The 22286-nt window shown below is 71.3% G+C and carries 21 protein-coding genes and 1 pseudogene; 9 read left to right on the top strand and 13 right to left on the bottom strand.

The window, feature by feature from the left end:
• The first annotated feature begins 796 nt into the window (after positions 1 to 796).
• Positions 797 to 1318 carry a universal stress protein gene (locus B073_RS0132125; RefSeq protein ID WP_018542188.1) on the top strand — a complete coding sequence of 174 codons (522 nt, stop codon included), beginning with the start codon at positions 797 to 799 and terminating at the stop codon, positions 1316 to 1318.
• A 414-nt stretch (positions 1319 to 1732) separates the two neighbouring features.
• Here the strand turns inward: B073_RS0132125 and glmS are convergent, their stop codons facing one another.
• Together glmS and B073_RS0132115 are read right to left on the bottom strand one after the other, a co-directional pair.
• A complete protein-coding gene (gene glmS / locus B073_RS0132120; RefSeq protein ID WP_018542187.1) occupies positions 1733 to 3559 on the bottom strand; it encodes a glutamine--fructose-6-phosphate transaminase (isomerizing) in 1827 nt (608 codons plus the stop codon).
• 73 nt (positions 3560 to 3632) lie between these two features.
• The gene (locus B073_RS0132115) at positions 3633 to 3908 is read right to left on the bottom strand and encodes a hypothetical protein (RefSeq protein WP_018542186.1); all 276 of its coding nucleotides are present in this window, start codon (positions 3906 to 3908) and stop codon (positions 3633 to 3635) included.
• 237 nt (positions 3909 to 4145) lie between these two features.
• Between B073_RS0132115 and B073_RS0132110 the strand changes: the two genes are divergently transcribed.
• On the top strand, positions 4146 to 5747 hold the full coding sequence (locus B073_RS0132110; protein ID WP_018542185.1) for a beta-N-acetylhexosaminidase: 1602 nt from the start codon (positions 4146 to 4148) through the stop codon (positions 5745 to 5747).
• Positions 5748 to 5801: 54 nt separating this feature from the next.
• Here the strand turns inward: B073_RS0132110 and B073_RS48410 are convergent, their stop codons facing one another.
• From B073_RS48410 to B073_RS0132085, 6 genes and pseudogenes are all read right to left on the bottom strand, one after another.
• Complete coding sequence (locus B073_RS48410; RefSeq protein WP_018542184.1) at positions 5802 to 6155, bottom strand: hypothetical protein; 354 nt, start codon at positions 6153 to 6155, stop codon at positions 5802 to 5804.
• 196 nt (positions 6156 to 6351) lie between these two features.
• Positions 6352 to 6606 (bottom strand): annotated as a pseudogene (locus B073_RS48405) (methyltransferase domain-containing protein); the annotation flags it as partial.
• 323 nt (positions 6607 to 6929) lie between these two features.
• On the bottom strand, positions 6930 to 7883 hold the full coding sequence (gene tgmB, locus B073_RS0132100; RefSeq protein ID WP_018542181.1) for an ATP-grasp ribosomal peptide maturase: 954 nt from the start codon (positions 7881 to 7883) through the stop codon (positions 6930 to 6932).
• Complete coding sequence (tgmA, locus tag B073_RS0132095) at positions 7880 to 8191, bottom strand: putative ATP-grasp-modified RiPP (protein ID WP_018542180.1); 312 nt, start codon at positions 8189 to 8191, stop codon at positions 7880 to 7882. The genes tgmB and tgmA overlap by 4 nt, the downstream gene beginning before the upstream one ends.
• A 128-nt stretch (positions 8192 to 8319) precedes the next feature.
• Entirely contained in the window at positions 8320 to 8538 is a 219-nt protein-coding gene (locus B073_RS0132090) for a hypothetical protein (protein WP_078508279.1), read from the bottom strand.
• The gene (locus B073_RS0132085; protein WP_018542178.1) at positions 8535 to 8810 is read right to left on the bottom strand and encodes a hypothetical protein; all 276 of its coding nucleotides are present in this window, start codon (positions 8808 to 8810) and stop codon (positions 8535 to 8537) included. Before B073_RS0132085 ends, B073_RS0132090 begins: the two co-directional genes overlap by 4 nt.
• A 271-nt stretch (positions 8811 to 9081) precedes the next feature.
• Here B073_RS0132085 and B073_RS0132080 point away from each other — a divergent pair, with 271 nt between their 5' ends.
• Positions 9082 to 10314 (top strand): tetratricopeptide repeat protein, encoded by a 1233-nt coding sequence (locus tag B073_RS0132080; protein WP_018542177.1) that lies wholly within the window; start codon positions 9082 to 9084, stop codon positions 10312 to 10314.
• Positions 10311 to 10832, top strand: a complete 522-nt coding sequence (locus B073_RS0132075) for an NUDIX domain-containing protein (RefSeq protein ID WP_018542176.1) — start codon at positions 10311 to 10313, stop codon at positions 10830 to 10832. Before B073_RS0132080 ends, B073_RS0132075 begins: the two co-directional genes overlap by 4 nt.
• 72 nt (positions 10833 to 10904) lie before the next feature.
• Here the strand turns inward: B073_RS0132075 and B073_RS0132070 are convergent, their stop codons facing one another.
• The 4 genes from B073_RS0132070 to B073_RS0132055 are packed head-to-tail and all read right to left on the bottom strand — an operon-like array spanning position 10905 to position 16709.
• A complete protein-coding gene (locus tag B073_RS0132070; protein ID WP_026247922.1) occupies positions 10905 to 12056 on the bottom strand; it encodes an acyl-CoA dehydrogenase family protein in 1152 nt (383 codons plus the stop codon).
• An 8-nt stretch (positions 12057 to 12064) separates the two neighbouring features.
• Positions 12065 to 13036, bottom strand: coding sequence for a hydroxymethylglutaryl-CoA lyase (locus B073_RS0132065; RefSeq protein WP_018542174.1), 972 nt, complete (start codon positions 13034 to 13036; stop codon positions 12065 to 12067).
• Positions 13033 to 15072, bottom strand: coding sequence for a biotin carboxylase N-terminal domain-containing protein (locus B073_RS41870; RefSeq protein WP_018542173.1), 2040 nt, complete (start codon positions 15070 to 15072; stop codon positions 13033 to 13035). The genes B073_RS0132065 and B073_RS41870 overlap by 4 nt, the downstream gene beginning before the upstream one ends.
• A gap of 20 nt (positions 15073 to 15092) precedes the next feature.
• Positions 15093 to 16709: a carboxyl transferase domain-containing protein gene (locus tag B073_RS0132055; protein ID WP_026247921.1), complete on the bottom strand. Its 1617-nt coding sequence runs from the start codon at positions 16707 to 16709 to the stop codon at positions 15093 to 15095.
• A gap of 144 nt (positions 16710 to 16853) precedes the next feature.
• Between B073_RS0132055 and B073_RS0132050 the strand changes: the two genes are divergently transcribed.
• From B073_RS0132050 to B073_RS0132040, 3 genes are all read left to right on the top strand, one after another.
• The gene (locus B073_RS0132050; protein WP_018542171.1) at positions 16854 to 17528 is read left to right on the top strand and encodes a TetR/AcrR family transcriptional regulator; all 675 of its coding nucleotides are present in this window, start codon (positions 16854 to 16856) and stop codon (positions 17526 to 17528) included.
• A 117-nt stretch (positions 17529 to 17645) separates the two neighbouring features.
• Positions 17646 to 18803: an acyl-CoA dehydrogenase family protein gene (locus B073_RS0132045; protein WP_018542170.1), complete on the top strand. Its 1158-nt coding sequence runs from the start codon at positions 17646 to 17648 to the stop codon at positions 18801 to 18803.
• Positions 18804 to 18823: 20 nt separating this feature from the next.
• Complete coding sequence (locus tag B073_RS0132040) at positions 18824 to 19720, top strand: acyl-CoA thioesterase (protein ID WP_018542169.1); 897 nt, start codon at positions 18824 to 18826, stop codon at positions 19718 to 19720.
• A 110-nt stretch (positions 19721 to 19830) separates the two neighbouring features.
• On the opposite strand, the gene B073_RS46860 is transcribed toward B073_RS0132040, so the two are convergent.
• Entirely contained in the window at positions 19831 to 20037 is a 207-nt protein-coding gene (locus B073_RS46860; RefSeq protein WP_158690278.1) for a hypothetical protein, read from the bottom strand.
• Positions 20038 to 20481: 444 nt separating this feature from the next.
• Here B073_RS46860 and B073_RS46855 point away from each other — a divergent pair, with 444 nt between their 5' ends.
• Positions 20482 to 21765, top strand: a complete 1284-nt coding sequence (locus B073_RS46855; RefSeq protein ID WP_078508278.1) for a Tat pathway signal sequence domain protein — start codon at positions 20482 to 20484, stop codon at positions 21763 to 21765.
• A 59-nt stretch (positions 21766 to 21824) separates the two neighbouring features.
• Complete coding sequence (locus B073_RS41865) at positions 21825 to 22280, top strand: GNAT family N-acetyltransferase (protein WP_018542166.1); 456 nt, start codon at positions 21825 to 21827, stop codon at positions 22278 to 22280.
• Positions 22281 to 22286: the final 6 nt, after the last annotated feature.

Here is a 22286-nt window from a genome sequence, read left to right as displayed (position 1 = left end):
GCACAACCATGCCCGCCGGTCCTTTCCTCCCTGCTCACACCTGGGTTGTGGGGGGTCCGGGGCACCATGGGGATCCGGACCGGAAGTTGGCTGAAAACGGTCGTGCACAGACTTGCGGACGCCTCAACCGACCGGCGTGCGCCCCTGGTAGAGGTGTCCGCCCCCTTGCACTCTGGTCCTGTTACGTCCCGTTCCGTCCCCTCGATGTCTCATGCCTCCGGCACCGGGCTGCGGGTCTGTGCACCCGGACCGCCGCAACACTCCGCGTCGAGCGGGTCGCCGCCTCGGGGTCGACGGCGGCGCCGGGCGGGCCGGTCCGGACGGGCCCGCCCGGCACGCGCGGAACGGGGCGCCGGTGCGCGGCCGGACGCGCCCGGGAGTACGGCGCGGCTCACCGGGTCGGGTGATCTACGGTGCGGCGCCGGCGCGGTGGGGATCACCGCGGACGGGCGGCCGCCGCAGCGCCGTCGGTGATCACGGGGCGTCGCCGGGGGTACGTACGGGGGCAGGACGGGGCATTGCCATCCGCGCCACGCTCCGGCATGCTCCGGGGAACGCTTGCGGCCCCGGACCGCCCCGTGCGGGCGCCCGATGGCCCGTGGGCGTTCTGGGCAGTGGAGGAGTAGCGCCGTACTCTTGGGGTATCGGCTTGGAAAGATGATTCCCAGTCGTATCGTTCCTCTTTGAACTATGGCTCCCGCTCCTTGATCGAGCCGCCCAGGTCAACTGCCGGATCAAGTCAATCGCCGTTCCCCGTTCGCCCCTCCGCAAAGAGGACGTTCTCGTCGAGACACCCATGGCCGGTCACGAAACCCCCGAACCCGCGGACCGCAAGCAGGTCGCCGATCCGACGGCGGACCTCGAAGCGGCGGAACAGAAGCGCCACTCCTGCGATCCCGCCTTCCGGCACGGCGTCGTTGTCGGCTTCGACGGCTCCACGTCGAGCGAACGCGCGTTGGCGTATGCAATCGGTATGGCGCGGCGCCTGAGCTCCGGCCTGATCCTCGTCCACGTGGCCAACCGGCTGCCGACGACGGTGTGGGCGGGCTGCGAACCCCCGGTCTTCGTCGACGTCCCCGACCACCGCACCGAGGTGCTCGGGCTGGAGCTCGCCTGTGCCGACCACCTCTCCGAGGTCCCCTGGATCCTCGTCGAGCGCGGCGGCGACATCTGTCACGAGCTGGAGGAGGTCGGCCGCGAGTACGAGGCCGACGCCATCGTGGTCGGCTCCACGCACGGCCTCGTCGGGCGGATCTTCGGCTCGGTGGCCGGCCGGCTGGCGCGCCGCGCCCAGCGCCCGGTCATGGTCATTCCCTGACGCCCGCACCGGTCCCGCACCCGACCGAACTCCCTTACGCGCGCCCCCCGTTGATCGACTCTCCTCGCCATGTCCACAGTTGAGGGGGCGTCATGGGGATTGTGGGCAGCGGACGTCCGGTTGCCGCCGGGAGGTTGGCGGTGCGTGGGCGACGGGTAGAAAACGGTCACCGCGACGTGCTGCCGGCCGGGAGGTGACGGATCCCGGGGCGGTGGCATCCCGCCGGCGTAATGGGCGACGCCGGCGAAGGGGAGGCGCCGGCCCCGCGTGCGTATGGTGGCACGCACGCGGAGCCGGCTGTCCCCCCTTTGCGCCTAAGCCGGCGCCGCTTTCGCGGAGGTGGTTGCCCGCCGTGGGGGTTGCTCAATTGTCGCTTCGGTGGGACGGGGGATTTTTCCCACCAGCGGGTTGGGGCTACTCCACCGTTACGGACTTGGCCAGGTTGCGGGGCTTGTCGATGTCCCGGCCGAGGGCCAATGCCGTGTGGTAGGCGAGGAGTTGGAGCGGGATGCCCATCAGGATCGGGTCCAGCTCGGGCTCGTTCTTCGGGACGATGATGGTGTCGTCGGCCTTCTCCTGCTCCTGGTGCGCGACGGCCAGGATGCGGCCGCTGCGGGCCTTGATCTCCTCCAGGGCGGCGCGGTTCTTCTCCAGCAGGTCGTCGTCCGGGACGATCGCGACGGTCGGCATGGCGGGCTCGATGAGCGCCAGCGGGCCGTGCTTGAGCTCCGAGGCCGGGTACGCCTCGGCGTGGATGTACGAGACCTCCTTGAGCTTCAGGGACGCCTCGCGGGCCACCGGGTAGCCGCGCACCCGGCCGATGAACATCATCGACTTGGCGTCGGCGTAGCGCGCCGACAGCTTCTTGATCTCGTCCTCGCCCTTGAGGATCTCGTCGATCTGGCCCGGCAGCTTGCGCAGGCCCTCGATGATCCGCTTGCCGTCCGCGACGGACAGGTCGCGGATGCGGCCCAGGTGCAGGGCGAGCAGCGCGAAGGAGACCACCATGTTGGTGAAGCACTTGGTGGAGACCACGCAGACCTCGGGGCCGGCGTGCACGTAGATGCCGCCGTCGGTCTCCCGGGCGATCGCCGAGCCGACCACGTTCACCAGGCCCAGGACGCGGGCGCCCTTGCGCTTGAGCTCCTGGACGGCGGCCAGCACGTCGTAGGTCTCACCGGACTGGGAGACGGCGACGTAGAGGGTGTCGGGGTCCACGACCGGGTCGCGGTAGCGGAACTCGGAGGCCGGCTCGGCATCCGAGGGGATGCGGGCCAGCTCCTCGATCATCTGGGCGCCGATCTGGCCGGCGTGGTACGAGGTGCCGCAGCCCAGGATCTTCACCCGGCGCACCGCGCGGGCCTCACGGGCGTCGAGGTTGAGACCGCCGAGGTGGACGGTGGAGAAGCGGTCGTCGATCCGGCCGCGCAGCGCCCGGTCCACCGCCTCCGCCTGCTCGGAGATCTCCTTGTGCATGTAGGTGTCGTGGCCGCCCAGGTCGTACGACTCGGCCGCGTACTCGACGGTCTCCGGCGTCGCCGTCGTGCGCGAGCCCTCGGTGGTGTACGTGCGGTAGTCGTCGGCCTTGAGGGTGGCCATCTCGCCGTCGTCGAGGGTGACGACCTGGCGGGTGTGCGAGACCAGCGCGGCGACGTCGGAGGAGACGAACATCTCGTGCTCGCCGATGCCCAGGACGACCGGGGAGCCGTTGCGGGCGACCACGATGCGGTCGGCGAAGTCGGCGTGCAGGACGGCGATGCCGTAGGTGCCCTCGATGTGGCGGAGCGCCTCGCGGACCTTCTCCTCCAGCGTCGGGGCGGTGGAGCGGCCGACGAGGTGGGCCAGGACCTCGGTGTCGGTCTCGGAGGCGAAGACCACGCCGTCGGCGGTCAGGCGGGCGCGCAGGTCGGCGGCGTTGTCGATGATGCCGTTGTGGACGACCGCGACCTTGCCCTCGGAGTCGAGGTGCGGGTGGGCGTTCTCGTCGGTGGGGGCGCCGTGGGTGGCCCAGCGGGTGTGCGCGATGCCGGTGGTGCCGGCGAAGCGCTTCGGCAGCCGCGACTCCAGCTCGCGGACCCGGCCCTTGGCCTTGGCGGTCTTCAGGCCCGCGGCCTTGCCGGTGCCGCTCGCGTGGATGGCGATACCGGCCGAGTCGTAGCCGCGGTACTCCAGGCGCTGCAGGCCCTCAAGGAGCAGCGGTGCGACGTCGCGCTTGCCGATGTATCCGACGATCCCGCACATACAGTGACCCTCTTCTCGTTGGCGTTCATGGGTGCCCGGCCGTCCGCGGCCGGCTCTGGTCCGTCTCCGGCGGTCAGCCGTAGACCAGGCGGCGCAGCTGGCGCAGCGAGAGCGGCGGCGGGGACACGGCGCGGTGCGGCAGCTCGTGTGCGATCCGCTCGAAGATCGCCTCGTTCCGCAGCCCCTGGGACTGCAGCTCGCGGTGTCTGCGGCGGACGAACCCCTCCGTCGTCTCGTCGAAGTACGCCAGCACGTCCAGCACCACCCGGGCGGCCTCGCCGCGCTGGAGCGGCGTGCTGCGGACCAGGTGGTCGATGAGGTCCTCATGGGACGGACGGCGTTCGAGCACCCGTAGATACTGCGGGGCCGCGGCGCGATTCGCAAGAATTCTGCCCGATATCGGGCAGGTATCGCGGATCACGTCGGGAAACCGGTCTGCACCTTGACCGGTACCCGGGCCCGCGGTACGCATGGTCACCGTCCGGTCGCGCCATGCCATGCGGACCGTGCGCCCGCGCCGGGACGCGCCGCCCGCCGAACGCCCCGCGGCACCCGCCGCCGACCCAGTTCGCCGAAGGGACCGTCCATGAGACGACGCAGACTCCTGATCTCGCTGCTGCTGGTCGTGGCGGCCGGGACGGTGACCACCGCGGCCGTACCGCAGCGGTACGCCGCGGCCGCCGCCCCCGTCCCACTCGACCGGGTGATCCCGGCGCCCGCCTCCGTCCGCCCGGCCGGCGGCGCCTACACGCTCGGCGAGCGCACCCGCATCCGGGTGCCCGGCAACTCCGGCGAGGCCCGCCGGATCGGCGGCTACCTCGCGGACCTGCTGCGGCCGGCCACCGGCCTCCCGCTGCCGGTCACCACCCGCGGCGGCCCGGACGGCATCGTGCTGCGGCTCGGCGGCCGGGACACCCGCGGCCTCGGCGCGGAGGGCTACCGGCTGACCTCCGGCGGCCGCGCGGTCACCATCAGCGCCGCCCGCCCCGCCGGCCTCTTCCACGGCGTCCAGACCCTCCGCCAGCTGCTGCCGGCCGCCGTCGAGAAGCGCACCCGCCAGCCCGGCCCCTGGCGCGTCGCCGGCGGCACCCTCACCGACACCCCGCGCTACGCCTACCGCGGCGCGATGCTCGACGTCTCCCGGCACTTCTTCACCGTCGCCCAGGTCAAGCGCTACATCGACCAGCTCGCCCAGTACAAGATCAACCAGCTGCATCTGCACCTCTCCGACGACCAGGGCTGGCGGATCGCCATCGACTCCTGGCCGCGGCTGGCCACCTACGGCGGCTCCACCCAGGTCGGCGGCGGGCCCGGCGGCCACTACACCAAGGCCGACTACCGCGAGATCGTCCGCTACGCCGCCGACCGCTATCTGACCGTCGTCCCCGAGATCGACCTGCCCGGCCACACCAACGCAGCCCTCGCCTCCTACGCCGCCCTCAACTGCGACGGCCAGGCGCCGCCGCTCTACACGGGCACCAAGGTCGGCTTCAGCTCGCTCTGCGTCCCCAAGAAGATCACCTACGACTTCGTCGACGACGTCGTCCGGGAGATCGCCGCCCTCACCCCCGGCCGCTACCTCCACATCGGCGGCGACGAGGCGCACTCCACCAGCCACGCGGACTACGTCGCCTTCATGGACAAGGTGCAGCCGGTGGTCGCCAAGTACGGCAAGACCGTGATCGGCTGGCACCAGCTGACCGGAGCGCACCCGGCCAAGGGCGCGCTCGCCCAGTACTGGGGCTACGACCGGACGGGCGCGGCGGAGCGCGCACAGGTCGTCGACGCCGCACGGCACGGCACCGGCCTGATCCTCTCGCCCGCCGACCGCGCCTACCTCGACATGAAGTACGACCGGGACACCCGGCTGGGCCTGGACTGGGCCGGCTACGTGGACGTGCGGCGCGCCTACGACTGGGACCCGGGCCGCTACCTGGCCGGCGCGCCCGCCGCGGCGATCGCGGGCGTCGAGGCCCCCCTGTGGTCGGAGACCCTTACCTCCTCGGCCGACATCGAGTACATGGCCTTCCCCCGACTCCCCGGAATCGCCGAACTGGGCTGGTCCCCGGCCCGGACGCACGACTGGTCGTCCTATCGCGAGCGGCTGGCCGCGCAGGGGGCGCGGTGGGATGCGCAGGGGGTGCGTTATTACCGGGCGGCGGGGGTGCCTTGGGGCGACGGGCGGTGAGCGGACGCCTGCCGGCGCAGCGTCGGCCCCTGCCCGAAGCCTTTCCCGGCGCGGTCAGACCTCGGACCAGGAGACGGTCTGCCCCTCGGGGGTGACGACGACCTCGAATCGTTCGAGTGCGGGGGCACCGTCGGCGCGCCAGCGGGCGACGTGTGCCTCCACCGCATCCCAGAGACGGACCGGTCCACCCTGGCGAACGGTCCAGCCGTCCCCTTCCTGGGCAAGGGATGCCCACGCACCGGTGGAGACGTCGAGGAGGACGTGCTCGGTGCGCCCGTTGCGGTCCAGGCTGATGCGCTGCGCCCTGGGGGCGGCGAGCTGGGCGACGAAGCGGGTGTTCCAGTCGTCCAGTACGTCCGGCGCGAGCGAGGTGGGACGTTCGTCCCCGTCGTCCAGGTCGGGCAACATACCGAGCGGTGGGGGGTAGTTGGGGGCGGGCGAGCATGAAGGAGATCTGTCCGCCGAGGAACCGGCCGCGGGCTGTGCCGTCCTCGCCCACGGTGAGGCGGGCGAGTTCGGAGGAGTACAGCCAGCCGCACAGGGTGGCGAGGATGATCCCGCCGGGCCGGGTCTGCTCGACCCAGGTGTACGGCAGATCGATCACGCAGCACGTGGCGATCAGTCGGTCGTAGGGTGCGCCGTCGGGGGCACCGGCGAGACCGTCTCCCGCGATGATGCGGGGGTGGTAGCCGGCGCCCCCGAGCGCGCCCCGGGCGCGGCTCGCTACGTCTTCGTCGACCTCCACGGAGGTGACGTGGTCGTCGCCGAGCCGGTGGCAGAGAAGCCCGGTGGAGTAGCCGGTGCCCGTGCCGATCTCCAGCACCCGGTGATCGTCGCCCACTTGAAGGTCTTCGAGCATCCGCACCACCAGGCCGGGCATGGTGCTCGACGAGGTCGGGGCGCGTAGGATCTCGCCGCGGATGTCCCGGGGGACGATCGTCCCGGCGATCTGGGTGACGAGAGAGTCGTCGTCGTAGCAGCGTGTGAGCCAGCGCGGGTCATCGGGCATGACCGGGCGCCATGCCGTAGGTGCAGAGTCGGCTACCTGCTCGAAGAAGCCGCCGCGAAGGAATGCGTGGCGGGGTACTTCTTCGACGGCGGCCCGCCACGGGGCGGTGCGAAAGTGGCCGCCGGCGGTCAGTCGGTCGGCGAGGGCCACGCGAAGGGCCTTGTCGTGGTCGGTCACACGGTCTTCCTTTCGAGCAGATCGGCCATGGCCGCGACCATGGGCAGGCCGGTCTCCGGCCCCAGCCACGCCCACTGTCCGGACGGGTTGCACTCCAGGAACCACCATTGCCCTTCGTGGTCGACGGCGAAGTCGAAAGCGCCGAAGACGAGCCGGAAGTGGGCGAGATACGCACCCAGGGCCTTGGTGATGTCCTGGGGCGGCCTGACGACCGAGTAGGTGAGCCGGCTGTAGTCGGTGCGCCAGTCCAACAGGTCCGAGTCGATGCGCACGGCGAAGATCCGGTCGCCGATGACGGTCACGCGGATGTCGGCGGCTTTGTCGATGCGCTGTTGGAACAGATGGGCGGTGCCGCCGACGGCCTCGTCGATCTCGTCCACGGTGACGTCGGCGACCTTCACCGTGCAGGAGACGCCGTCCTCGTCGCGGTAGAGGGGTGCGGAGAGCGGTTTGTAGAGCACCGGCCCATGCCGCCGGATGAAGCTCTTGGCCGCGTCGGGGTTCGAGGTGATCAGGGTGGGCGGGAGCCGGAACCCGGCTGCCGCGGCGGCGGAGAGTCCGGACGGCTTGAACTCCGCGTCGCCGATGCGGTGGGGGTGGTTCACGTACAGGCAGCCGGGCAGGGCGGCGATCACGCCGCCGAGGCCGTAGCGGGCCTGGGTGACGGCGAACCGTGCGGTCTGCTCGTCCAGGTGCGGGAAGGTGAAGCCGGAGGGACGGCGGTAGTACAGCGATCGCACGCGCCCGAGGTCGGCGGTGCGCGACGGCGTGGTCAGGGTGCCTGTGAGGCCGTCGCCGGTGAAGGTGGCCGCGACCGACACGGTGGCGGGGAAGTCCCCGGAGTCGAACCGCACGACCGGGACGCCCCGGCCGTGCAGCTCGTCGATCACCAGGTCGGTCGTGGGGTCGTCCAGATTGGTGACGACCAGAACCGGACCCGGATACGTCACTGGTCGCTGTCGTTTCCGGTGTCCTGGTCACCGCCGCCGGCCCCGCCGGGGCCCGAACCGTCGGACGGATTACCGGTGTTGGTGGGAGGGTTGGTGCCCGTGCTCGTCCCGTGTCCCGGCATCATCATCGGCCGCCCGGTAGCGTCGAAGTAGCGGCCGGTCTGGGTGGCGGGGTCGAGTTCGACGCGGGCGTAACCGAGGGCGAACGCGGGGTACGGAGCCATGCGGCGCAGGCCCCACGGGGCGGGTGTGACATGACCGGACGGGAGCGGCGTCCCGGTCGGGAGCCGGTCGGAATGAGCGAACATGCGATTCCCTTCGTCGGCTGGTTCGGATTTGTAGGGGCCTGCCGGGGCTCAGCGTGCCGTTACCTCCTCGCCCTTGGCCCGGCCCGGGCGTGGGGGCGGCGCCTACTTCGGTGCGGCGTGGCGGACGCTCACGGCTGGATCCACTCGCCGCGCCGGGCGACCACCGGGTACGACACGAGGTCGCTCCGGCCGACGCGTAGACACTCCCGGCTGGCAGTGCCGTACAACGGACGCAGCAGCCATACCGGTTGCTGGGTATTCAGGCCGGCGATGTCCGTGCACACCCACTTCGTGCCGGACACGGCCGCGACGACGAGATCGCCGACCTCGGGACGCACGCCGCTCATGGTGCCGCCGCCTTGGCAGGCATGGTCTCGGCGAGCGCGGCCTCGATCTCCTCGTCGGCGGCCCGGCGCAGCGCTCCCGGCTCGGCCTGCCACGCCGGGGTGGACCCGACGAGCGGCACCACCAGAACGCAGACGCGGCCCGAGCATGCGGGCGGGTATGCCTTCGGATCCGCCACTCTGCCGACGGCGTTGGCGACGACGTCGTGGACGACGGTGCCCGGCGGGTAGGTGCTGACACTCTGCCGGGTCTGAACGGTGCTGTGCGTGGTCATCGCGGCCTCGGTTCGCTCGCGGGGGGCTGGGGTGCGCTGGGTCCCGCTGGCCTTGGGGAGACGCCAACGGGTGGTCCGGCCGCCGGTGATGCACAGCGGGTGCGCTCCCGGGGCGGCTGATGGGTAGTCAACTCCGCGTAAGGGCTGATAGGAGACTCCAGAACGTGACTCCAACACGGAGTCATGTCAGGGTCGTTAGCCTTGGTATCGGTTCACTCGCTACTCGGGGGAGCTGCTGATGGGCCTTCCGTCGCCAGACCCACGTGAAGTCATGGCCGGTCTGCTGGGGGACGACCGACTGCTGCGTGCCTGCACCGAGCGGGACATGGGTGCCGTGTTCCGCATGCTCAACAGCCGGGGTGTCAGCACACGGCGGATCGCCGGAGCCGCTGACATCACGCAAGGGCGGCTCTACGACTACATGAACGGCAAGAGCCGGGTAGAGAAGCTCAGCTTGTTCGAGCAGATCGCGGATGCCTTCCATATTCCCGGTCATCTGCTGGGGCTGGCCCGCCGGCCCTGGGAGCCCGCCCCGGCCGACGTCGTGCACCGGCGGGCCGACCGTCCGCCGCCGGATGGCGACGACCTGGTGGCCATGGATCATTTCCGCAGTGCAGACCGGCAGACCGGCGGCGGGCGTCTGTATGGGGCGGTCGTGCGGCATCTCAGTGATCGGGTGGCTCCTCGGCTGGTGGACGCCGACAGTGGGCCGCAGGTGTTCGCGGCGGCAGCGGCGCTGACCGAGTTGGCTGGGTGGATGGCCCACGACTCCGGCCACGACGACCGTGCTGGCCGCCATTTCGCACGCGCGCTACCCCTGGCCCGCGCCTCCGGTGACCTCCCACTGGCCGCGAACGTCGCCGCGAGCAACAGCCACCTGGCCCTCCAGGCCGGGGAGGCCGCCAGGGCCGCCGCCTGGGCCCGGACCGGGCTCGACCTCGCTACCCAGGGACCACGTGTTCCCGCGTTGACGGCGCGGCTGCACACGATGCGGGCGCGCGCCCTGGCTGCCGCCGCGCAATGCATCCCGGCCGCGCGTGCCCTCGACGCCGCCCGACGCGATCTCGAAGGAGTGGCCGACACCGATCATCCGTGGCTGAGTCCGTTCGACGCAGCCGCCCTCGCGACGGAATCGGCGCTGATCCTGCGCGATCTGGACCAGCTCGACGAAGCCCTGACCTACGCTGAACGTGCCGTGGATCTGCGGGAGGCGGGCCGGGCACGGTCGCTGGCGCTGAGCCGGATCACCCTGGTGGATGTCCACGTTCGCCGGGGCGACATGGACGCCGCCGTGAGCGTAGGTGATGACCTGCTCAGCACGAGTCCCACCCTGGGCTCCGTCCGGGTCATGCAGCAGCTTGATGCGCTTCGCCGGTTGCTGGAGCCGTACAAGGCGTACGAGCCGGTGCGCCAGTACCTGGTGCGGTTCGACGACGCGCGCAGGGCCAGAATGCTGCTCCTGGCAGACATCATCCCGCCGTCATCGGGAGGCACCCCCGCATGAGGCCCACCGCGCCCGATCCCACTGACGCAGAAGCTTGGAACGCCTACCTGGCCGAGGGCAACGCCAAGCAAGCCCGCAAGCGCGTTGCCGCTGATGTGCTGCTACGCGATCCGGCCGGGCGCGTGCTGCTGGTTAACCCCACCTACAAGCCCTGCTGGGACCTTCCCGGTGGCATGGCGGAGGCGAACGAGCCACCCGAAGACGCGGTGGTCCGCGAACTGACCGAAGAGCTTGGGCTCGCGGTCGTGCTGCGAGGGCTGCTGGTGGTGGATTGGGTCGCCCCGCACGGGCCTTGGGATGACCAGATCGCCTTCATCTTCGACGGCGGAGCGCTTAACCAGGGCCAGGCCGAGGGGCTATGGCCCGCCGACGACGAGCTGTCCGAGGTCGCCTTCTTCACCGCAGAGGAGGCCGGCAGCCGACTCGGCGACCGCATGCGGCGCCGTTTCGAGGCCGCGCTGCTGGCTCTCGACACGGGACGGCCACGATATCTCCGAGACGGCACCCCCGCGGCGTAACGCCCCTTCGGAATCCGTTCGCCCGCCCCCGGGGTTCGCCCACCAGGTGGGCGAACCCCGGATGAAGGGCTGCTAGAACCCCAACTCCCGTGCGATCAGCATGCGTTGGACCTCGCTGGTGCCCTCGCCGATTTCGAGGATCTTGGCGTCGCGCCACATGCGGGCGATGGGGTACTCGTTCATGAAGCCGTAGCCGCCGTGGATCTGGGTGCCCTCGCGGGCGTTGTCGACCGCGATCTCGGAGGAGTAGAGCTTGGCGAGGGCGGCCTCCTTTTTGAACGGTTCGCCGTGCACCAGGCGGGAGGCGGCGTCGCGCCAGGCCAGACGGGCGGTGTGGGCGCGCATCTCCATGTCGGCGAGCTTGAACTGGATGGCCTGGTTGGCGCCGATCGGGCGGCCGAAGGCGTGGCGCTCCTTGGCGTACTTCACCGACTCGTCGACGCAGCCCTGGGCCAGGCCCGTCGCCACCGCGGCGATGGCGATCCGGCCCTCGTCGAGGACGCGCAGGAACTGGGCGTAGCCGCGGCCCTCCTCGCCCAGGAGGTTGGCGGCCGGGACGCGGACGTCGGAGAAGGACAGCTCGCGGGTGTCGGAGGCGTTCCAGCCGACCTTGGAGTAGGGGGCGGCGACCGTGAAGCCCGGGGTGCCGGACGGGACCATGATCGTGGAGATCAGCGGGGAGCCGTCGGGCTTGTGGCCGGTGACGGCGGTGACCGTCACCAGGCCGGTGAGGTCGGTGCCGGAGTTGGTGATGAAGCACTTGGTGCCGTTGATCACCCAGCTTCCCCCACACTCGCGGACGGCGGTGGTGCGGGTGGCGCCGGCGTCCGAGCCGCCGTCCGGCTCGGTGAGGCCGAAGGCGCCGAGCATCTCTCCGCTGCACAGCTTCGGCAGCCACTCCCGCTTCTGCTCCTCCGTGCCGAAGCGGTAGAGCGGCATCGCGCCGAGCGAGACCCCGGCCTCCAGGGTGATGGCCACCGAGGAGTCGACCCGGGCCAGCTCCTCCAGGGCGACGCCGAGCGCGAGGTAGTCGCCGCCCATCCCGCCGTACTCCTCGGGGAACGGCAGGCCGAACAGGCCCATCTGGCCCATCTGGCGGACGATGTCGTAGGGGAAGGTGTGCTGCTCGTAGTAGTCGCCGATCTGCGGGGCGACGACGTCGTGTGCGAACGCCTCGACCGTGCGCCGGAGTTCTTCCAGCTCGTCGGGCAGGCGGTGGTCCAGGGACATGGTCACTCCTTGTGGGACGGTGCCGGCGTGCGGGCGCGGACGGTGCGCGAGGGGCTGGGGCGGCCCAGGACTCCGGCCAGCCAGACGCTGGTCTCGGTCAGCCGGTCCAGGTCGACGCCGGTCTCGATGCCGAGGCCGTGCAGCATCCACACGAGGTCTTCGGTGGCGAGGTTGCCGGTGGCGCTCTTGGCGTACGGGCAGCCGCCCAGGCCGCCCGCCGAGGCGTCGACGGTGGTGACGCCGTGCTGGAGCGCGGCGAAGGTGTTGGCGAGGGCCTGCCCGTAGGTGTCGTGGAAGTGCACGCCCAGCCGGGAGGTGGGCACGCCGGCCTCGTTGAGCGCCGCGAGCAGGTGCTGGACGTGGCCCGGGGTGGCCACGCCGATGGTGTCGCCCAGGCTCAGCTCGTCGCAGCCCAGGTCGAGCAGGGCCCGGCAGACCCGGACGACCTGGGCGATCGGCACCGGACCCTCCCAGGGGTCGCCGAAGCACATGGAGAGATAGCCGCGGACGTGGAGCTTCTCGTCGCGGGCCCGGCGGACGACCGGTTCGAACATGGCCAGTGCCTCGTCGACCGTGCGGTTGAGGTTGGCCCTGGCGAACGACTCGGTGGCGCTGCCGATCACCGCGATCCGGCGGGCGCCCAGGGCCAGGGCGCGCTCCAGGCCCCGCTCGTTGGGCACCAGGACCGGGAGGCGGCGCGGGTCCAGGCCGTCCAGCAGGGGGAACAGCCGCTCGGCGTCCGCGAGTTGGGGCACCCACTTGGGGTGGACGAAGCTGGTGGCCTCGATCACCGGCAGCCCGGCGGCGGCCAGCCTGCGGATGAACTCCGCCTTGATCTCGGTGGGGACGACCGCCTGCTCGTTCTGCAGGCCGTCGCGGGGGCCGACCTCGTGGATCCGCACACGGGTGGGCAGGCCCTCCGCGGGCACCTCCATGGGGAGCCCGGTCGCCGGGGTCGCGGTTGGCTCGCTCATGCGGTGGCCTCCTCGTCGGTGCGCGGGGTGGTGTCGTCCGGGGGCGCGGCGTCCTCGTGGGGTGCGACGACGGCCAGTACCTGGTCCATGGCGACGGTGCTGCCGGGGGCGACGTCCAGTTCGGTGACCGTGCCGGCGTGCGGCGCGGAGATCACGTGCTCCATCTTCATCGCCTCCACCACCAGCAGGCCCTGCCCGGCGGCGACCTCGTCGCCGACGGCGACCTTGACGACGGTGACGGTGCCGGGCATCGGGGCGGCGAGGGTGTCCACGCCGTGCCCGCGGGCCGCCGCGCGCAGCGCCTCGGCCACCGGGTCGTGGTCGGTGACGTGCCAGGCGTCGCCGTCCCGGCCCAGCCAGTCGCCGCCGCGGTGGAAGGTGTGCCGGACGCCGTCGACGGTGACCCGCACCTCGTCGTCGGTGACCGCGAAGTGCTCCGGGGCGCTACCGGGCCGGACGTCGTAGGCCACCGGGTCGTGGCCGGGGACGCGCAGCCAGTGCCGCACCGGGGCGGGGGTGCCGCCGAGCCGGAAGCCGGTGGGGGCGGCGAACGGGTCGCGCCAGCCGCGCTCGCCGGCGGCCGGCTCCAGGGCCGCCTGGCGGACCGCGGCGGCCGCCGCGTAGACCTCGTCCGGCACCGCGGTGTCGACGAGGCCGGCCGCCACCCGCTCGACGAGGCCGGTGTCCAGCTCGCCGGAGACCACGTCCGGGTGGGCCAGCAGCCGGCGCAGGAAGCCGGCGTTGGTGGGCACGCCCAGGGTGACCGTGGCGGCCAGCGCGGCCCGCAGTTTCCGCAGGGCGCTCGCCCGGTCCGGGCCGTGCGCGACGACCTTGGCGAGCATCGGGTCGTAGCGGCTGCCGACCTCGGCGCCCTCGGTGAGGCCGGAGTCGGTGCGCACTCCGTCCCCGGACGGTTCGCGCAGGGTGCGGACGGTGCCGCCGGTCGGCAGGAAGTCGCAGGTGCCGCCCTTGACGGACAGGGTCTCGGCGCAGATCCGGGCCTCCACGGCGTGCCCGGTGAAGGTGAGGTCCTCCTGGGCGTAGGGGAGGCGCTCGCCGGCGGCGACCCGCAGTTGCCACTCGACGAGGTCCAGTCCCGTGATGAGCTCGGTGACGGGGTGCTCCACCTGGAGGCGGGTGTTCATCTCCATGAAGCAGTAGCCGGCGGGGTCCTTGCCGGGGACGATGAACTCGACGGTGCCGGCGCCGCGGTAGCCGCAGGAGCGGGCCGCCTGGACGGCCGCCGCGCCCATCGCGGCCCGGGTGGCCTCGTCCAGCAGCACCGAGGGGGCCTCCTCGACGATCTTCTGGTGGCGGCGCTGGAGGGAGCACTCGCGCTCGCCGAGGTGGAGGACGGTGCCGTGGCCGTCGGCCAGCACCTGGATCTCGATGTGCCGGGGGCGGTCGATCCACCGCTCCACCAGCAGGGTGTCGTCGCCGAAGGACGAGCGGGCCTCGCGGCGGGCGGCGGCGATGCCGTCGGCCAGGCCGGCGGCGTCCCGGATCAGGCGCATGCCCTTGCCGCCGCCGCCGGCCGACGGCTTCAGGAGCACCGGCATGCCGATCTCCCGGGCCGCGGCGGCCAGTTGGGCGTCGCTCAGGCCGCTCCCCGAGGAGCCGGGGACGACCGGGACACCGGCCGCGCGGACCGTCTCCTTGGCCCGGATCTTGTCGCCCATCAGCTCGATGGCGTCCGCCGGCGGCCCGATGAACACCAGCCCGGCGTCGGCGCAGGCGCGGGCGAAGGCGGCGTTCTCGGCGAGGAAGCCGTAGCCGGGGTGGACGGCTCGGGCGCCGGTGCGGGCTGCGGCGTCCAGCAGTCGCTCGATGGACAGGTAGCTCTCGGCGGCGGGAGCCGGGCCGATCCGGACCGCGGTGTCGGCCTCGCGGACGTGCCGGGCGTCGGCGTCCGCGTCGCTGTAGACGGCGACCGAGCGGATGCCGAGGGCGCGCAGCGTGCGGATGACGCGGACCGCGATCTCCCCGCGGTTGGCGACCAGGACGGTGTCGAACAGGCCGGTGTCGAAGCTGGTCATAGGTCCTCTCACGTCCGTGCTCACATCCGGAAGACGCCGAAGCGCGGTTCTGCCAGGGGCGCGTTGGCGCACGCGGTCAGCGCCAGGCCGAGCACCTGGCGGGTCTCCAGCGGGTCGATGACGCCGTCGTCCCACAGCCGGGCGGTCGCGTAGTAGGCGTTGCCCTGGGTGTCGTACTGGGCGCGGATCGGGTCCTTGAAGGCGGCCTCGTCCTCCGCGCTCCACTCCTCGCCGCGCGCCTCCAACTGGTCGCGTTTGACGGTGGCGAGGACGGAGGCGGCCTGCTCGCCGCCCATCACCGAGATCTTGGCGTTGGGCCACATCCACAGGAAGCGGGGGGAATAGGCGCGGCCGCACATCGAGTAGTTGCCCGCGCCGTAGGAACCGCCGATGACGACGGTCAGCTTGGGGACGCGGGCGCAGGCGACGGCGGTGACCATCTTGGCGCCGTGCTTGGCGATGCCACCCGCCTCGTAGTCGCGGCCGACCATGAAGCCGGAGATGTTCTGCAGGAAGAGCAGGGGGATGCCGCGCTGGTCGCACAGCTCGATGAAGTGGGCGCCCTTCTGGGCGGATTCGGAGAACAGGATGCCGTTGTTGGCGACGATGCCCACCGGGTGACCGTGGAGGTGGGCGAAGCCGGTGACCAGGGTGGTGCCGTACTCGGCCTTGAACTCGGCGAAGCGGGAGCCGTCGGTGATCCGGGCGATCACCTCGCGGACGTCGTAGGGCGTGCGGGAGTCCACCGGCACCGCGCCGTAGAGCCCCGCCGGGTCGGCCTTGGGCTCCTCGACGGGCCGGACGGCCCAGGGGAGCGGCGGGCGGTCGCCGAGGGTGGCGACGAGGGTGCGGACGATCCGCAGCGCGTGCGCGTCGTCCTCGGCGAGGTGGTCGGTGACGCCGGAGGTGCGGGAATGCACCTCGCCGCCGCCCAGTTCCTCGGCGCTGACGACCTCGCCGGTGGCGGCCTTCACCAGCGGGGGGCCGCCGAGGAAGATCGTGCCCTGGTTCCGCACGATGACCGCCTCGTCGCTCATCGCCGGGACGTAGGCGCCGCCGGCCGTGCAGGAGCCGAGGACCGCGGCGATCTGCGGGATGCGGGCGGCGGACATCCGCGCCTGGTTGTAGAAGATCCGCCCGAAGTGCTCGCGGTCCGGGAAGACCTCGTCCTGCATCGGCAGGAACGCGCCGCCGGAGTCGACGAGATACAGGCACGGGAGGCGGTTCTCCAGCGCGACCTCCTGGGCGCGCAGGTGCTTCTTGACCGTCATCGGGTAGTACGTGCCGCCCTTGACGGTGGCGTCGTTGGCGACGATCACGGTCTCCCGGCCGCTGACCCGGCCGATGCCGGCGATCACCCCGGCGGCCGGTGCGGCCCCGTCGTACATCCCGTCCGCGGCCAGCGGCGCCAGCTCCAGGAAGGGGGAGCCGGGGTCCAGCAGGGCGTCGACGCGGTCGCGGGGCAGCAGCTTGCCGCGGGCGGTGTGCCGCGCCCGGGCCTTCTCGCCGCCGCCCAGTCTGGCCGCGGCCAGCTTCTCGCGGAGCTGCTCGGCCAGCTCGCGGTGCGCGGCCTCGTTGGCCCGCCAGGCGTCGGACGCCGGGGCGTCCGTGCCCGCCAGCACCGGTGCCTGCTCGATGGCCTCCATCGCCATGGGCCCCCTCGCTCGGTCGGCTGCCCGCGGAGCACCGCGGGGTGTGCTCCGGGGCCATGCGCGTTAATGGTCGTTAACTCCTCGCTCTCAGGTTAACGACCACTAACCCGCCTGTCTACAATCGATCGCATGAGTAATGCGCACGCCCCCGCCCCGACCAGCCGCCGCGAGCAGATCCTCAAGGAGGCCGCCCGGCTCTTCGCGGAGCGCGGCTTCCACGGCGTCGGCGTGGACGAGATAGGGGCGGCCGTGGGCATCTCCGGCCCCGGGCTCTACCGGCACTTCGCCGGCAAGGACGCGATGCTCGCCGAGCTGCTCGTCGGGATCAGCGAGCGGCTGCTGGCCGGCGGCCGGATGCGGGTCGAGGAGGGCGGCGAGAGCCCCGCGGCGGTGCTGGACGCGCTGATCGACGGGCACATCGACTTCGCGCTCGACGACCGGCCCCTGATCACCCTGCATGACCGCGAGCTGGACCGGCTGCGGGAGGCGGACCGCAAGCGGGTCCGGCAGCTCCAGCGGCAGTACGTCGAGCTGTGGGTGGAGGTCGTCCGGCAGGTCCACCCCGCGCCCGCGGAGTCCGAGGTGCGGGCGGCGGTGCACGCGGTCTTCGGGCTGCTGAACTCCACCCCGCACCTGGGCCGTCCCGGCTCGCTGCCGGGCCGCACGGAGATGGCGCACCTGCTGCACCGGCTGGCGCTGGGCGCGTTCGCGGCAGTCGATGTGGATGGGGCGGGCAGGGCGGACGAGGCGGGGGTGGTGGAAGTGGACGCCGAGAGCGTCGTGGCCGCGCACCGGGTGGGCTGACGGACCCGCTGCCGCCGGCCGGCAGCGGGTCCGCCCCACCTCTGGACAGTGAACGTGACCGGCCGGTAGCTTTCGCTGAGCAAACGCTTAGTGTGGTGGGTGAAGGAGGCCAAGGGCATGCGCCGGACGGTGTTCAACGAGGATCACGAGGCGTTCCGCGCGACCGTACGCGCCTTCGTCGAGGCCGAGGTCGTACCCGTCTACGACGACTGGTACGCCGCCGGCCAGGTGCCCCGCGACTTCTACTACAAACTCGCCGAGCTGGGCGTCTTCGGCATCCGCGTCCCCGAGGAGTACGGCGGCGCCGGCATCGACTCGCACAAGTTCGAGGCCGTGATGTACGAGGAGACCGCCCGCGCCGGCGTCACCTTCGGCGGCTCCGGCGTCCACGTGCTGCTCGGCCTGCCGTACATCGAGATGCTCGCCACCGAGGAGCAGAAGAAGCGCTACCTGCCCAAGTTCGTCTCCGGCGAGGAGATGTGGGCCCTGGCGATGACCGAGCCCGGCACCGGCTCCGACCTCGCCGGCATGAAGACCACCGCCAAGCGCTCCGCCGACGGCACCCACTACGTCCTCAACGGCGCCAAGACCTTCATCACCGGCGGGGTGCACGCCGACCGCGTCATCGTCTGCGCCCGCACCTCCGCCCCGCGCGAGGACGACCGCCGCTTCGGCATCTCCCTCTTCGCCGTCGACACCACCTCCGCGGGCTACTCCGTCGGCCGCAAGCTCGACAAGCTCGGCCTGAAGGTCTCCGACACCGCCGAGCTGGCGTTCACCGACGTCAAGGTGCCCGCCGAGGACCTGCTCGGCGAGGAGAACAAGGGCTTCTCCTACCTCGGCCGCAACCTCCCCTCCGAGCGCTGGGGCATCGCCTTCGGCGCCTACGCGCAGGCCAAGGCCGCTGTCCGCTTCGCCCAGCGGTACGTCCAGGAGCGCACCGTCTTCGGCAAGACCGTCGCCTCGTTCCAGAACACCAAGTTCGAACTGGCCGCCTGCCAGGCCGAGGTGGACGCCGCCGAGGCGGTCGCCGACCGCGCCCTGGAGGCCCTGGACGCCGGCGAGCTGACCGCCGCCGAGGCCGCCTCCGCCAAGCTCTTCTGCACCGAGGTCGCCCACCGCGTCATCGACCGCTGCCTCCAACTCCACGGCGGCTACGGCTTCATGAACGAGTACCCCATCGCCCGCCTCTACGCCGACAACCGCGTCAACCGCATCTACGGCGGCACCAGCGAGGTCATGAAGTCCATCATCGCCAAGTCCATGGGCCTGTAGGGGCGCGAGGACCCACGCACGTGAACGACGCACTCCGGTCACTGCTCGATCTCCTGGACCTGGAGCGGATCGAGCAGAACATCTTCCGCGGGCAGAGCCGCGCCTCCGTCGTGCCCCGGGTCTTCGGCGGCCAGGTCGCCGCCCAGGCCCTGGTCGCGGCCGGCCACACGGTCCCCGCCGACCGCCCTCCGCACTCCCTGCACGCGTACTTCCTGCGCCCGGGAGACCCCGGCGCCCCCATCGTCTACACCGTCGACCGGATTCGCGACGGCCGGTCCTTCACCACCCGCCGGGTCGTCGCCGTCCAGCACGGCCAGCAGATCTTCCACCTCACCGCGTCCTTCCACGCGGACGAGGAGGGGGCGCTGGAGCACCAGGAGCCGATGCCGGCCGCGCCCGATCCGCTGGAACTGCCCACCCCCGCCGAGGTGTTGCCCCGGCACGCCGAGCGGTACCTCTCGCCGGAGGTCGCCGCGCGGCTGCTGGAGGCCCGGGCCGCGATCGACCTGCGGTACGCCGACGAGCCGCCCTACGCCACCGTCGGCCGGCCGCGCGAGCCCCGCTCCCAGGTCTGGTTCCGCACCCAGGGCAAGCTCGACGAGGCCGGCGACGGCATCCCCCGCCCGCTCCTCGACGTCTGCCTGGTCACCTACGTCTCCGACATGACGCTGCTGGACTCGATCCTGCTGGCGCACGGCCGCGGCGGCTGGGCGGTCGGCGACGTCGTCGGGGCATCGCTGGACCACGCGATGTGGTTCCACCGCCCGCTGCGCGCCGACGAGTGGCTGCTCTACGACCAGGAGTCCCCCACGTCCCGGTCCGGCCGCGGCCTCGGCCAGGGCCGCATCTTCACCGCCGACGGCCAACTGGCGGTGACGGTGATCCAGGAGGGGGTCGTACGGGTGCCGCGGGTGTAGGGAACGGTGTACGACTCCGGGGTGCCACTGCCCATAGGCATGGCCCCCCGCCATCCACCCCCGGCTGCTGGGCCTGCCCTGACCGGGCAGAGCCAGCAGCATTCCTTTCCTCATGAAAAGTCGCTGGCCGCGATCCGTTCGGCACGTGTCCGCATCACCGTTAAAGATGTCGGATCCTGCACCCGCCATTCCCGGATTCCCGGCTTTCGCAGGTATGGGATGCCTTCGCGGATGTCGGTCACGATGGCCATCCGCCCTGGGGCGTATTCGACCTCATCTCCGACTTCCGGCAGTTTCTTGAGCTTCCTGGAACTCACCGCGTGGCCTCCGCGCTCGTGGGGACGCCGAGCAGGACGGTGCACAACCGGCAGGCATGCCGTCCGTCAGGGCCGCTGACCTTCTCCCGCGCCAGGCTGTAGACGCAGTGGCAACACGGGCACGCATTGCCGGTGATCTCGTCGACCGTCCACATCTCCAGGGAAGGGACGGCGTTCCAACCGACGGGGTCGATCCGTGAGGCCCCTGCCGTACAAGGGGCCGGAGCGGCATCGGCGAGGGCGCGGCGAGCGGTTGATGAAGTCGGCATCGTGGTTCAGTCCTCCAGGCGCTGCTGACGTGGGTCCGGTCGGCCTATGACGATCTAACGCCGTGCCGGTGCGATGTGATTAGGGAAATCGGGCGACTTTCTCCCGAGAGTCCCTAGGGCGATTTGGTGAGTCCTTTGGCTGACGAACTGGTGAGCACGGGGCTACCGTGCGTACATGAACACGTCGCGGAACGCGGTTCTTGAGGATTGGATGAAGGAGCACGGTTACAGCGCCAACTCGCTGGCCGAAGCCGTGAATTCGGCGGTTGGTGACCTCACCGGCAGGGTCGGAGGACTGGACGGCTCATCGGTCCGGGACTGGAAGGCGGGCCGCGTACGGTGGCCCAAGTCGGCGACCCGGGTCGCGCTGGAGAAGGTCACGGGTCTGCCCGCCACCGCTTTAGGGTTCGTGCCGCGGGGCCAGAGCCCGTCGCCAGCGTTCGCGCCACCGTCGGAGGACGCCGTGGAGCGCCGTCGCTTCATCGCGGCTGGGACGGCCATGACCGCCGCAGCAGCCACACCTATGCTCGCCGTCAACCACCGCGTCGGAACAAGTGATGTCGAGCGGCTCCAACGACGCTTCAGCGAGATCATCGCGAGCGACCATCGCCATGGCGGACGGCTCGACATCGAGCGGAAGGCCGCGGCGCTCGCCGACGAGGCCCTCGCCCTTCAGCACTCCGGGAGTGCCAGTCAGCGGGTCCGGTCCTGCGTGTACGGCTGCGCAGCGGCCTTTCGGTCCTCGGCCATGTGGGCCGCAATCGACGGTCGCCGCTATAAAGACGCGGTCAGTCATATGCGTGAAGCTCAGGCACTCGCTGAGTTGGCAGCTGACCCGGCAATCAAATTCCGTATCTGGTCGCACGCGGGGACCTTGTACCGGCACATGGGCCGCCTATCCGAAGCCATCGCGGCAAATGACGTAGCCCGAAGTCTGTCGATCGCCCGTCGTGATCCCATGTTCGCTTGTCTGGGGCATGCCCGCCAGGCAGCCAGCTACGGACTCATCGGCGACACGACAGCCGTACGGCGCACCTTAGGTCGCGCTGAGGAAGCGCTTGAACGTGCCGACCCGATCCTTCCCCGACCAGCGTGGATGGCCGCAGTTGGAGATGGTGCGGAGCTGGAAACACTCGCCCTTGCCGCGCATCTCGGCCTTGGCGAGTTCGAGCGAGCAGAGGCGCGCGCACACCGCGGCCTGGCCCTTCTCCGGCCCCAGATGCAGCGTGATCGCGCCCTCAACACCGCCCGTCTTGCGCTTGCCCAACTCGGTCAAGGCGATCTCGAACCGGCAATCGCCACCGCGATGTCCATCCCCACCGAAGCCTTCCTCCGCCATCCGCGCATCGCCAGGTTGGTCGGGGAGTTCGACACCAAACTTCACACTGCCGCGCCTAGAGGTCCGCTTGCTCGCGAGTGGGACCAGTACGCCCACGGTTCCTGGAAGGGCAGCGCATAGCGGTATGGGCCGCGCCCCGCGAGTTGAACGGCGCGAGCGGCGCATCGTCGTCCGAGTCGATGTCTGCCCATCTCTTGTGCGTTTCCCACTACGCCGTCTCGGCCTTCGCCGAGCGACTCGACCGCCACTCCAAGGAACCCGGCTGGGTAGCTGTGCTCGCCTACGATCAGGACGATCCCATTGGCTATGCGTACGCCAACACCATTGACTCCGAAGACCGTTGGTGGAAGCGCGTCAGTCCCGCCCCGTCGGCTGAATACACCGACCGGCATGCCGTGGCCCTGAAGGAAATCGGTGTGCGCATTCCCTGGCGCGGTACCGGCACCGCTCGGCGCATCCACGATGCCCTTCTCGCCGAATGTGACGAGCCGTACGTCACCCTCATGGTCAACCCTGCTGCCGGAGACGGAAAGGTGCACCGCCTCTACCAAGCCTGGGGATACGACGGCATCGGCCAGAGCCAGCCCTCAGCAGCCTCACCGGTCCTGACGGTGATGATCAGGACGGTGCGCTGAGCGTGG

Source organism: Streptomyces sp. MspMP-M5 (assembly GCF_000373585.1).
In the GTDB taxonomy this organism is placed as follows: domain Bacteria; phylum Actinomycetota; class Actinomycetes; order Streptomycetales; family Streptomycetaceae; genus Streptomyces.
This window is presented reverse-complemented; position numbering and strand designations above follow the sequence as displayed.